The sequence below is a fragment of the Labrys sp. ALF-8 genome (assembly GCF_059699065.1).
Window position 1 is genome coordinate 748623 of record NZ_AP048537.1, and the last position, 12950, is coordinate 761572.

Sequence of the window (12950 nt, forward strand, 5' to 3'; positions counted from 1 at the left end):
GGCCATCACACGCGCTCGCGCGCGGGAAGCATCGGCCGGCTTTGCGGCATGAGCCATCGCGGCAGCTCACGGCGCCTCTTGCGTTCTCGTTCGCGGTCCACGGCCACGTTCTGAACGAGACAGATGGCGATCACCACGAACATCCAGCTTTGCTTGTCGGCCGCGAAGAACTGGCTTTCAGTAAAGTTCTGGAGGACGCCGAACAGCCAGAGCGACATGCAGAGCGCGCCGAGGCTGGCATCGCGCGGCTCGATCGAGAGAAAACGGTAGAAAGGCCAGAAGACCAGCGCGTAGAGGGCCAGCACCAGTCCGACGATGCCGCAGGTCACGAGAATCTCGAAGTATCCGCTGTGCGAATGGCCGACGCCATAGACGAAAGGCTCGATCGCGATGGCATAGATCGGGGAATTGTAGCCGATCGCCCAGAACGAGCCGTAGCCTGATCCCAGCCACAGATGGCCCTTGATATAGGTCAGCAGCGATGTCCAGATCGCCACGCGGCCGGAGATGTTGGCCGGATCGCTGAAGAAGATCGTGATCTGGTCCCACAAGGCGAAGCAGATCACGGCCCCTGCCCCCAGGAAGCAGAGCACCGAGGCGAAGAACAGCTTCAATCCGCGCTTTTGAGCGGCCATGCGATACAACAGGCCCACCCCGAGGATGAAACCGTCGAGCGCAAGCGAAGTCTTCGACTTGGTGCCGACCAGGAAGATGATCGACCCGATGAAGAGCAGCCAGTCGATCTTGCTTTTCCGGTTCAGGGCAAAGTGCAGGAAGACCACCGAGGCATGGGTCATGACCGCGCCGGCGACGTTCTTGTGCATCATCACCCCGCGCCAGGCTCCGATCAGCGACGTGTCGACCTCATCCGCGGGATGAAGGGCGAAGGAGAAGACCGTAATGCCGGCCATCGCACCGACCACCGCCACGAATGAGGTAACCAGAACGATGGCCATGAACCAGTAGACGACCTGCAATGTCCGCTTCGGCCCGAGAATCCGCACGCTGCTGCCGATGACGAGCAGGATCATCACCATCGACAGGGAGCGGCGGATGGAAATGCCGGGATCGATGGCCCACAGGCAGCTCAGGATGCTCCATCCCGCCGCCAGGCGGTAGGGAATGGAGATGGAATCGAACATCTTCTGCCAGCCCGAGAACATGAACACGCTGGTGAAGAACAGGATGTAGAAGAACTTCTTCGAGTCATCGCCGTCTGCGGCCTCGAGCAGGGCCGCCACGTTCTGGTCGGGATCGCTGGCCGGAGCGGCGGCCAGATAGGTGATCTTCACCAGAATGAGGGTCATGCAACCGAAGAGAACCGCGGCGCAGATCCATTGCGAGAGCTGCATCCCCTTGATGGTAGACCTGCCTGCCCTTTGGGGCAGGCTGACGACGTCTGCGAATGTCATGCTAGATTTCCACTCTGTCCTTGCGGCCTGGGAGTGTCCGGGTGCCTCAATTGGCGACCGCCTTGGCCTGGCGGAGCTGGCCGACCATGAGGAGTTCGGCCATCGACAGGAGCCATTCGCGGTTGATGAACCAGCTGCAGGCGAGATAGGTGGCGGTACCGACCACCCCGCCGACGATCAGGCGAAGCAGCGGCGCCTCGACGAAATGGAGGACGGCCAACCCGCTGAGCGCCGCACAGAGCGTCGTGATCGCCGGCAGCAGCAGAACCTGGTGGTACTCGGCGAAGCCTGCACCGCAGGCCGGCCGCACGAGCGTGGCCCAGAAGACCGGGACCAGGATCGAGTAGAGCACGGTGAGCGAGACCGGTATGCCGAGGATACCGAACGGAGCCCCCAGATAGACGAAGACAAAGACCGCGATCGCGACGCCAAGCGCGGAATATGTCGCGCGCTTGGTTTCTCCGGTGGCGAAGAGGAGGCTGCCCACGGGATTGCCGACCGAACGGACCGCGCACCAGATGGCGAGGACGCGCATGATCGGGCCGGAGGCGGCCCATTTCGGACCGAGCGCGATCGCCACGACCTCGGGGCCGAACACGGCCAGGAAGGCATAGATCGGGAAATTGACCGACGCCGTCATCTTAAGCGCCTTGAGATAGACCGTCTTCACCCTCTGCTTGTCATGAGAGACGGAGGCGAGCAGCGGAAAGCTCACCCGCGTGACGATCGGGTTCACCACCAGCATGATACGCATGCAGATGTCGCGGGGCTGGAAGTAGTAGCCGAGCGCCGAACCGGTGATCAGGCGCCCGCCCAGTATAATGTCGCCGTTGAGCGCCACCGCGTTGAACATCGAAATGGCGACGACGTTCAGGCCGAACTCGATAAAGCGCCTGGCCGCCTGCCAGCTGAAGGAAAAGGCAGGACGCCAGCCATCGGCAAGCAGCAGCCATGACAGGATGGTGACGCCGGCGACATTGACGAGGTTGCCGGCGACGATCGACATGGCGCCGAAGCCGAGCAGTGCCGAGGCAACCGCGAGCGCGAAGCCTGCGACGGCTGAGATCATGTCGATCCTGAAGAGCACGTCGAAGCGCAGGTTCTTCTCCGCCATCGCCCTTTGCTGCTGGCCGAGCGAGGTGACGAAGAACACCGTACTGGCGACCAGCACCAGGGGAATCAGCCGGCTGTCGCCGTAGAACGCCGCGATGAGGGGGCTTCCCGCCGCCACGACCAGCGTGACCAGCCCGCCCATGAAGACATTGAGCCAGAAAAGGCTGTTGAGCTCTTCCTTCGTGACATCGCGGAAACGGATGAGCGCATTGGAAATGCCCATGTCGGTGAACACGATGCCGATACCGACGATGGTGACGGCGATGGCGACGAGCCGGAAATCGGCCGGGTCGAGAATACGCGACAGCGTCACGATCTGCGCGAAGGCAATGACAGCCCGGCCGAGCATGGCCATGCTCGTCCACCGTATCGCCGAAAAGGCAGCATTGCGGATCGTCATGTTGTTCCTTGCAGTAAGATGGCCACCAAGCGGGGCGTCAGTTCCGGGCCGTCGTCTGTGCCCCCGATCGACCGGGGTCGAACAGGAAAGAGGCGATGCGTGAGATCACCAGTTCCGAGCCTTCCGGCGTCAGGTGCCCGTAGTCGAACTGGATAGGCTTGTTGTCGCCGGTCCAGAGCGTGCACCGGCCCGCCGGGCAAACGGCGTCGTAGACGGAGATGTAGTCGGCCCCGGCCTTGGGAACGGCGCCGGCAAAGAGCCTGTCGGTCTGAGGGACGGCGTCACGGCGATGGGCGGCAACGATGGCCTCGTCCTTTTCGTAAAGGCTCTTGGCCAGCACGCGGGGCAGCGCAATGTCGTACTGGACGATCGGGCCGAGGACGACCACGCGCCGCGCATATTGCTTGGCCTGCCCGATTTCGCGCAGCAGGCCGGGCAGGTCCGAGTCCACCCAAAGCGCCGAAAACACGACCGTATCGACGCGATGGCGCGGCAGGAACTCGTCAAAGACGAATTTGACCAGATCGGTACAGCGCTTGTCGCCATGCGTGTCGAAGATCGGTTTGCAGCCCGATGCGGCGGCCTGGAGGATGTTGACGTCCTTCCCGACCGCAAGCATCCCCGGATACATGTGAGCCGCGTGGCTGTCGCCCACCAGGAGATAGTTCGGCTTGCTGTCGGACAGCGCGAGGCACGTATCCTGCCTGAACATCGAGAACTTGTTGAACTCCGAGGTCAGGAAGCACTGGCCGGTACGATAACTCTTGTTGGCGTCGTAGTTCGCGAAGGAGGCCACTTCCTCGACCTGCGGAGGAACGCGCCAGTAGGCCGAAGCCGCCGGCGGCACGAGGAGGGACGCAATCAGCACCGTGACCATGCCGAGGCTGGCATAGCCCAGCGTACGGATGGGGCCGGTGCGGTAGGGCTTGGTCCGGAACGGTGCCTCGATGAATTTCCAGGACAGCGCCGCCAGGACGAAGCTCAAGGCGATGTAGCCCAGCCGCCCCACGACGTCATGCGCCTCGTGAACCTGGTTTCCGAACACCCATACCGGCCAGTGCCAGAGATATAGAGAATAGGAGATCAGGCCGACGAAACGCACCGGCGCCAGGCTGAGAAGCCTGCCGACGATGGTCTGCGACGAGGAGCCGGAATGGATGAGCAGGCAGGTACCCAGGCATACCGGCAAGGCCCCGAGCCCCGGAAAGGGCGAGGTGTTGTTGAGGAGAAGGACGCTGCCGGCGACCAGGGCCACCCCAAGCACGGCGAGGATGTTCGATAACAGCCGCGAGGAAACGGCCGGAACGACCCCAAGTGCCAGCAGGGAACCGGCCAGGAGCTCCCAGGTGCGATACTGGACGAGGTAGAATGCGGCCGAGGCGTCCTGCTGCACCATGAAGGCCGATGCGACGAAGCTGACCGCAGCCACCACGCCGAGGATGATCAGCACCGTTCTCCTGGGCAGCTTGCGCAGCGCGTAGAGTGCCAGCGGGAAGAAGACGTAGAACTGCTCCTCCACCGACAGGGACCAGGTGTGGAGCAGCGCGTTGAAGTCGCTGCTGGTGTCGAAATAGCTCGCCTGGGAGTAGAAGTTCACATTCGAGACGAAGAGCAGGGAGGATATCGTGTTGCGGATGACCGCCGATACTTCCGACGGCATCAGGATCAGGAAGGAAGCGGCCAGCACGAAGGCATAGACGGTGAACAGCGCCGGGAAGATGCGCCGCACCCGCCTGTTGTAGAAATCGACCAGGCTGAAACGCCCCTTCTCGATATCCGCCGCCACGATGCCGGTTATCAGGAAGCCCGATATCACGAAGAAGATGTCGACACCGACAAAGCCGCCGGGGAAGTAGCGCGCGAAGCCGCAGTGGAAAAGCACCACCGAAACCACGGCCACGGCGCGCAGCCCGTCGATATCGTTGCGATGGCTTGAGGCAGAAACTGTCATCGATCAATCCGGATAGGCTGCGACGCGCGGCGACGAGCCGGCGGTCTCTTCTTCGCCGGCCGAGACGGGGGGAAAGCCATAGGCCCCGAGCATCGCGGCGATCTGGATGTCGTTGCCGTCCTCGCCGACGACGTTCTGGTTGTAGAGAGCGACCTCCTGCCCTCCCCGCCAGAGGACGAACCGGCGAACCGGACCCACCTTGCGAAACCGCGCCCCGTTGAGGGCGGCCATCCAGTAGAGCCAGATGTCGTCCCCGGTCGGGCAGTACAGCCGGAAGAGATCCTCGCGCATCACCTGGGCAGGAAGGATGCCGGGCCGGTAGAACACGCCACCGAGTCCTGTCGGGAAGGTCGAAAGAGAGGAGGAAGCGTCCGCGGTGTCGAATTCCCAGGTCCGGTACGGTGCCGGCATCCCGTCGCCACGCAAGGTGATGCGATGGCCGCGGTGGCAGAGCACCTCCCAGACGGACGGGTCGTAGGCATCGACGAGTTGCTCGAGCCAGGTCGGCCAGTAATAGGCGTCATCGTCGGCGGTCACGATCGCGGCATCCGGATGCGCCGCCAGGGCAGGAATGATCTTCTTGTAGGATTTCGTATCCTTGCAAGTGCGGATCGACAGACCATGGGCGCGCAGATCCAGCACCGCCTTCGGGAGAACATCCAGGTCCTTCTCCGCGACCCAGAGTTCGACATGGTCAGGCCGCATGCTCTGCATCAGCAGGCTCTTGAGCGTCATCGCCAGGGTGGGAAACCGCGGCGGGTAGGACGTCAGCGAGAGAACGAGGGGATGGCCGAGACCGCTCGGCTTGCCTTGCCGTCCACGGCGGAACTGCCAGCGCAGCGACACCCAGAGCCCTGTCGCTTCGGACAGGACGTCCCGCATAAGCTGCTTGGCGGCTTCGATTGCTCTACGCACGCGGTCGTTCCTCATGAGGTTGCCTTGGGGGCGATCGTTCCGGCGGCCACCGGCGACGCCTCGGATGGGATACGGTGTCCTGCGGACGCGGACGCCCGGCCGTATTCTCGGTAGCGAAGGCCCAGCAGGCCCGACATCTCGCCGAGCGCACGGGCGGACAGCGACAAGGCCTCCATTTGCCTTGCCCGCCGGACGGGCCCACGCAAGAGAGTGCCCGCGGCAAGAGCAAGATGCCCGAATGCCTTGGCCAGGATGAGAGGCCGGCCGAGCAGCCCATACCGCCAGCGGCGCTGGACCAGCGCATTGGTGCTGCCGATCCGGAACGAGCGACGGAAGACCCAGTCGGGCCGCACGCGGCGGTCCGGCACGTCCTCGTACATGACCGCCGCCGCCGCCCAGGCGAAACGCGCATCCCTCGTAGCGGCACGGGCAAAGAACTCCATGTCCTCCCCGCCCGTCAGCCCGAGAGCGGGATCGAACCACACCGGTCCCGTCCTTTCCAGGACCGAACGGGTGAGCATTACGTTGCAGGTGCCCCAAACCATCTTCGATGGACCGTCCGGCTGCACCTGCCGATATAGCTCGAATTCTCTTGCCCAGGTCGGCGGTTCGCCCTCAAAGGCCGGCAGCATCGTGCCGCCGACGATCTCCGCGCCGGTTTGCCGCTGCATGGCAAGCAGTTCCTTCAGCCATTGCGGCTCCGGCCATTCATCATCGTCCAGCAGCGCCACGAACTCGACATCGGGTGTGGCCAGGGCCGCCGCGAACAATGCGTTGCGCACATGGGAGACACCCTGGTCGGCGACCTCGAGGACCCCGATCGGAAAGCGGTGGTGCGGAGCGGCGAGGCGGACCACCTCCCTGCCCTGCCCGCCGGCCGGATCGTTCTCCGCCACCAGGATCGAGATCTCGACATCGGTATCGAGGGTGTCGAGACGCTCAAGCGCCTTCGCCAGGCCCTTTGGCCGACGGAAGGTCGGGATGAGGATCATACCGCGCCGCATCACAACACCGCACTCGTCTTGAATTCGGCCCGCTCCATGGCGGAACCGGGATTGGCGCGGCGCTTCAATCGGGCTTCGAGCATCACCATGGACAGGTTGGTGACCGCCTGGCCCAGAACGATGCCCAGCAGCGAGTAGATCGGAGCGACCGTCAGGACCAGGATGGCGACGGCGAGGATAGCCAGCGCGGCACAGGCGAGGCCCCACATGGCCAGGGGCCGAAACCACTGCGCCGCCTGAAGCAGGATGCTGGACGGCATGGACCAGCATTGGAGCAGCGAGATCACGGCCCAGAGGCTGAAGGCGATCGACAATGACGGTAGATCGTAGGAGCTCTTGAACAACAGGTGCGGATACCACGCGAGAACGAACACGCCGGCGGCGATGGTCACGGACCAGACGCCCAGCACCGCGGTGCGGAAGCGACGAACCCCGCGCAAGGCAGCGGGCATGTCTCCAGCCGAAAGGCAACGCGCCATGGCGGGGCGCTCGAGCTGGGTCAGGGAGGTGAGGGCCAGGGCGATCGGCTTGACGAAAAGCGATGTCGCCGCGATCGGCGCGAAGGCGGCCGGCCCGGCGCAGAGCGTGACGGCATAGGCATGCGCATTGGCGGTGGCCTCCGAGGAGACGACGCCGAGCAGCGTCCAGCGCGATTGCTCCCGCCATATGGCGCCGTAGTGCCGGAGCGATCCGGCCCACGCGCGGCGGAATTGCTCGACCATGAAATCGCCGCCCAGGGCCACAAGGCCCGCGATCGTCGCGAGACTGACCGTCAGCGCGCCCATGGCCAGCGACAGTCCCATCAGACAGGCCGCGCCGAGTATCACGACCAGGGCTAGAGAATAGATCAGGTCCGAGGCCGCCGCCTGGATCGGGCGGTGCAACGCATAGAGATGGGCGCGGCCGAACCAGCGGATCATGGCCAGGAAGCCGAGGAAGGCGAAGAGCCACGCCTCGTGCGTCGCGCCGAGAACCGCAGCCGCACCTCCGCAGACGGCTCCCCAGGCGACCGAAAAAAGCAGGTTGACGGTGAAGAAGGACAGCGCCTGCTTCGGCTCGAAGGCCGGGGCATTGATGTTGACCGTGTAGGGCGTCGAGATCAGGGCATTCGACAGGCCGTACCCGAATTGGACCAGGCCGAGAATGAAGGCAAACTGCCCGAAGGCGGCGGAGTCGACGAAGCGCAGCAAGGCGAGCTGCAGCAGGAACTGCGCAGCAGCAGCCGCACCCGGCGCCGAAGCGGCGAGACCGTACCGGATCAGGGCTGAAGCCCTCTCGTTCATGCACCAGCCCCGCGGGGACGAGAGCTCGTCTGCGTCAGCAGCAGAAAGATCGCGACGGGATTGGTGGTCAGGTAGCGCCAGAAAAGCTTGCGCGGGTTGGTTGCGAGGCGATGAAGCCATTCAAGCCCGGAGCTCTGCATCCATTGCGGCGCTCGCGAGTAGCTGCCCACGACATAGTTGAAGCAACCGCCGCAGGTAATCAGCCAGCCGGCCTTCAGCAGGTTCTTGTTCCGGACGCAGAAGGCCTGCTCGTTCGGCTTGCCGAGGCCCACCCAGACCACGTCGGCTCCCGAGGCGTTGATGCTCTCGCAGATCGCCGCCTCGTCGCTGCGGGAAAAGTAACCGTTTCGCCGGCCGACGATCTGCAGGTCGGGATAGAGCGCCCGCATCTTGGCCTCGCAGAGGGCATTCACCTCTTCGGTCGCGCCCAGCAGGAAGAAGCGGAGTCCTGCCCGACCCGCAAGGGAAGCCGCGTCGTGGAAAAAGTCCGTCGTGGCGCTGCGCTCTGGAATGGGAGCGCTCGTCAGGAGGCGCGACGCGGCCACGATGGCCTGGCCATCGGCATGGACGAGATCGCCGGCCGCCAGGTCGCCACGGAAATCGCGATTCCAGAAGGCAAGTGCGAGGGCGTGGCCATTGACGTCGAAGACCAGCTTGGGCTTCGAAGCGCCGGAACGGGCCGCGAGGCAATCGCGCAACATCAGGTCCGCCATGTCCTTGCGCGACACACGTGAAGTCGCGACGCCGCCCACCAGGACGGTGTTGGAACTATCCATCTTGGTCATTCCCGGAAGATGCAGGGTTGAGGGTTCGAGCCCCGCCTCATGAAGGACGGGCGGAGCTCTCTCTGGCTCGGTGCCTAGAAGTTCGAGTGCGTCACGGCCGCCGATTCCGAGATCGAATAGGCGTTGGAGGTGATGCCGCTCAGGATGTTGAGGAACTTCTGCAGATCCGTCGAAGGCGACTCGGAGACGAATAACAGATCCTTGTCCCGGATGTTGAAGCTGTTGGCGAGGAAGAAGTTGTCGCCCTTTCTGAGATCCGCGGTGTAGACGGTCGGCACGAGGTCGCCCGAATATTTCGAGATGTCGATGCCGGCACTCGTCAGGGTGCTGCGGCGCTCCATGCGGAACAGGAAGACCTCCTTCGGATCCGCACGAGAGGTGTCGAGGCCGCCAGCCTTGGCGAGCGCCTCGGAAAGGCTCATCGTATCGTCGTCGAAGGAGAAGCGCCGGTTGTTGGTGCCACCGATCGAGCCCGGGCTCGGGGTCGCGCCCAGCACCATGAACACCTTCTGGTCGCGTGTGAGGTAGACGACGTCACCCGGCCGAAGCGGAACGTTCTGGCTGGGATCGCGGATGATGGTAGACATCCCCGCCCGCCGCGTCACGCCGCTGCGCTGGATCGAGACCGTGGTCTCGTAGGGAGGATTGCGCGGACCTCCGGCCCGGGCGATGGCCTCCAGCAGCTTGATCCCGCCGGGATCCATCGAGAAATGCAGGGCCTGGTTGACTTCGCCCAGCACACTGATCTCGTTGCCGCGGTGTTCGACGACGGAAACCACCACCTGGGGTTCGATGGCGCGCGCCTTGAGGCGGCTGGAGATCTCAGCGGACACTGATCGTGTCGTCCGCCCAGCCACCCGTACAGATCCGTCGACATAGGGGATGGTGATGGTGCCGGAACGATCCACCTGCTGGTTCGGGATCTCGACGAAGTTGCCGGATCGCGAGCCCGCCTCCTTGGGAATGAACAGGCCGCCCGACTCCGCCTCGAAAATCGTCACGCTGAGAATGTCGCCGACACCGATGCTGACATCCGGGCCGCTGCCGCGCGCCATCGACCCGAAGCGTGGCGTTGTTGACAGCGTGCCCCTGTTGGCAGCCGCAAGCGAGGCCGGATTGAGGTCAACGAGCACATAGGGGATCGCTTTTGGCGCGTAGGATGCCTTGACGGCTGCACCGTCCCGCACCGCGGCCCCCGTGGGTCCGTCCTTGGAGACGATTGAGCATCCTGCCAATCCGACAGCCAGACAAACCGCCAGTCCGCGGGCGATGTACTCTATTGGGTTCAATGTACAGCCTCTCACAAAGGCCAATCGCCGTGCTGCATGCTACAGGACGATCGGTACGCCTACTTACTCGAACTCTGCCGCCCCCGGCCCACGATTGCACTTCATCCCAACGAGTGGATGACACTGCCCCACTCTTCTTAACGAATTCTGGAAGCGGTGCCCCCAAGCTACCGCAGTCCGGGTGAAAATGGATTTCACCCGGACAAAACTCAAGAATTCGGACGCCGCAGCCTTAGGCCGCGACGAGATTATTGCGCTTTGCCTCGGCGTAGACGGACATGCCGAATAGGCTGAGGAGAAGGTTCACCCGGCCGCGTGCGTCCAGCGAGACGACCTCGCCGAGAACGTCCGCGAAGGGACCGGAAACGAGACGCACCCGGGCACCGGGCTGAATCGGATCGGCAAACTTGACCGTTCCGTCCGGCCCCACGGAGTCGACGATGGTCTCCACGACGCCCGGACGAGCAGGAAGCGGCCGGTCTCCGCTCATCACGAGATGGCCGATGCCGCGCGTGCCGTTGATGGACCGCCACGCCGTCACGGTGGGATCCATACGGATGAAGATGTAGCCCGGGAACAGCGGGTCGATCGCCTGCACGACCCGTCGCGCATGACGCTTGGTGACGCGCAGCCGCGGCAACAGGAATTCGAAGGACTGGGCCTTGAGGTTCTCGGCCGCCACCAGTTCCTGCCGTGGCAGTGTGGTCGCGGCGAACCAGCGCATGTCCAGGTCAGCATTCATCGGGATCGCCTCGCTCTTGGAAAAGCAGACATCTCGGGCCGGCAACCACCTCGAAACCGAGGTAGCCAGGCGTGCTCAGTGGACAGTCCGATCAATAAGCAGCCCTGTCGTGGAAGGCGAGCAAGGCCGTCTTCGCCGCGATGTAAAAATCGAGCCGCAGCGAAAAATGGTTGATGTACCAGAGGTCGTGGGCGACGCGAGCCTCCATGTGCTGGACGGTCGGCGTCTCGCCGCGATGCCCGTTGATCTGCGCCCAGCCGGTGATGCCCGGCTTGACGTGATGGCGCATGGCATAGGTCTCGATCAGCGGATCGTACTGGTCGTCATGAGCCTGGGCGTGGGGCCGCGGTCCGATCAGCGACATGTCGCCCACAAGGACGTTCCAGATCTGCGGCAGTTCGTCGAGGCTGTGCTTGCGCAGGAAGGCCCCGAACTTGGTAACCCGTGGATCATGGCGCTCGGCCTGCCGGATGACAGGGCCGTTCTCTGTAACGCGCATCGTCCGGAATTTCAGGATCTGGAAGGTTCGGCCCGCAAAGCCGCGCCGGTGCTGGCGGAAGAGGATGGGCCGCCCCGAGGTGATGAGGACACCGAGCGCCACCAGGGCCAGGAAGGGCGAGAGCAGCGGCAAGGCGGCACCGGCGACGGCGATGTCGACGGCGCGCTTGCCGGCACGTTCGCTCCAGCTCAGCGGCGCGCGCTGGATCTCGAGCCCGGAAAGGCCGGCGAGATCCACCGGACGGGCATTATGCGCATCGAAGGCGAAGGTGTCGGGCATCAAGGTCACCGGCACGGGCACTCTGCGAAGCAGGTGCTGCAGGCGTCCCAATGCGTTCTCCACCCGCCACGGCGCCATGATGAAGATCTGGTCGCAGCGGGAGGCGGAAACCGCGATACGGGCATTGTGCACGGCCTTGGCCAGGACGGCCTCCCGCATCTGATCGGAGCCGATGAGATTCGCGGCCGGAATGCTGTAGAGCCCGGACACCATGATCCCCCTCGACCGCAGCCGGGAAACCGCGGCATCGGCATCCCTGCGTTCGCCGAGCAGGATGAGAAAGGCCGAGGAGACCACGATCTCGTGGCGCTGCAGACGCTGCCGCAGGGCGTCGAAGATGGCGAAGCGCGCGGCGCAGGCCAACGCCAGCCCTGGCACAAATGCAAAGAGCATTCCGCCGCGGGAATAATCAGCGCTTGTCTGTGTCATGAAAGCCTCGATCATGACGACCAGAAAGCCGATCAACCAGGCCTGTAGATAGGTAGAGAGCTGGCTGCGCAGCGATATGAGGTTCTTGAACTCGTAGCTGCGACGCACAATCAAAAACAGGACAGCGACAATGCCGGATTCGACCGCGACCTTGAGAAACGGAGAAAAGCCAGGATATGCGCCCGTAGAAAAATAAAGGTATATTACAGGAGCAAACGTAATAGCCGATAAGATCAGAATTAGATCAATACCTGCCATTGTGATACGCAGGCCACTCTCCGAAAAACGAAATGGTCTGGTAGATCCAAATTCAGCAAGTTCGGCAGCCGTCGCGAGGGATTTCTGCTGGAACATCATTACCTCTAACGTCGTGCAGTTGCGTGAAACGAGCGCCCCCGGCTACCAGAAATCCACCTTCAAAAAAGGTAGATCTCGGATGCCCTCCTTTCAACTTTCAATGGAAGCCTAGCGGGCTTGATCTTCTGTGTCCACCCGTTCGCGATTTTGTCATACGCCTTTCGGATAGGTTCCAGCTCAAAAGTAGAGCTACCGCCGGGGCATCACTTACCCTTTTTCGCTCAATCGTTGTGCATCGCAGCATGAAATAAGGTTAATCTTGCGGGTAATTGTCTAAGGAATAAGCTTCGAGATGTGTCGAAATGTCGCATCGCCTATTTCAAGGTCACATTCCGGCATCACCCCGGTTGTTTGCATTATTGCAAACTTTACGAACCAGTGAGCCATCTTTCATTGCTGCGCCGGCGTCGGTCCCCGCCATCGGGTCGAGTCGCCGGCTCTCGCGCGTGCTCCCCCGAATGCCCCGTCGGCGTCGGATTTCGCGTTCGAAGC

General features: G+C 63.3%; 10 protein-coding genes. All 10 read right to left on the bottom strand.

Going from position 1 to position 12950, the window contains the following annotated elements:
* Positions 1-5: 5 nt before the first annotated feature.
* The 10 genes from AC6H34_RS03460 to AC6H34_RS03505 all read right to left on the bottom strand — a co-directional run bounded on the left by AC6H34_RS03460 (position 6) and on the right by AC6H34_RS03505 (position 12458).
* Positions 6-1412, bottom strand: a complete 1407-nt coding sequence (locus AC6H34_RS03460) for an O-antigen ligase family protein (protein ID WP_448146134.1) — start codon at positions 1410-1412, stop codon at positions 6-8.
* A 46-nt stretch (positions 1413-1458) separates the two neighbouring features.
* Positions 1459-2925 carry an MOP flippase family protein gene (locus tag AC6H34_RS03465; RefSeq protein ID WP_448146133.1) on the bottom strand — a complete coding sequence of 489 codons (1467 nt, stop codon included), beginning with the start codon at positions 2923-2925 and terminating at the stop codon, positions 1459-1461.
* 37 nt (positions 2926-2962) lie between these two features.
* On the bottom strand, positions 2963-4876 hold the full coding sequence (locus AC6H34_RS03470) for an acyltransferase family protein (RefSeq protein ID WP_497537910.1): 1914 nt from the start codon (positions 4874-4876) through the stop codon (positions 2963-2965).
* A 3-nt stretch (positions 4877-4879) separates the two neighbouring features.
* A complete protein-coding gene (locus AC6H34_RS03475; protein WP_497537911.1) occupies positions 4880-5791 on the bottom strand; it encodes a hypothetical protein in 912 nt (303 codons plus the stop codon).
* 11 nt (positions 5792-5802) lie between these two features.
* Positions 5803-6795 carry a glycosyltransferase family 2 protein gene (locus AC6H34_RS03480; RefSeq protein WP_497537912.1) on the bottom strand — a complete coding sequence of 331 codons (993 nt, stop codon included), beginning with the start codon at positions 6793-6795 and terminating at the stop codon, positions 5803-5805.
* Positions 6795-8078, bottom strand: a complete 1284-nt coding sequence (locus tag AC6H34_RS03485; RefSeq protein ID WP_497537913.1) for a hypothetical protein — start codon at positions 8076-8078, stop codon at positions 6795-6797. Before AC6H34_RS03485 ends, AC6H34_RS03480 begins: the two co-directional genes overlap by 1 nt.
* Entirely contained in the window at positions 8075-8854 is a 780-nt protein-coding gene (locus AC6H34_RS03490) for a WecB/TagA/CpsF family glycosyltransferase (protein ID WP_448146128.1), read from the bottom strand. Before AC6H34_RS03490 ends, AC6H34_RS03485 begins: the two co-directional genes overlap by 4 nt.
* 83 nt (positions 8855-8937) lie before the next feature.
* Entirely contained in the window at positions 8938-10098 is a 1161-nt protein-coding gene (locus AC6H34_RS03495; RefSeq protein WP_448146127.1) for a polysaccharide biosynthesis/export family protein, read from the bottom strand.
* A gap of 286 nt (positions 10099-10384) precedes the next feature.
* The gene (gene nusG / locus AC6H34_RS03500; protein ID WP_448146126.1) at positions 10385-10894 is read right to left on the bottom strand and encodes a transcription termination/antitermination protein NusG; all 510 of its coding nucleotides are present in this window, start codon (positions 10892-10894) and stop codon (positions 10385-10387) included.
* Positions 10895-10985: 91 nt separating this feature from the next.
* Positions 10986-12458, bottom strand: coding sequence for an exopolysaccharide biosynthesis polyprenyl glycosylphosphotransferase (locus tag AC6H34_RS03505; RefSeq protein WP_497537914.1), 1473 nt, complete (start codon positions 12456-12458; stop codon positions 10986-10988).
* Positions 12459-12950 lie beyond the last annotated feature (492 nt).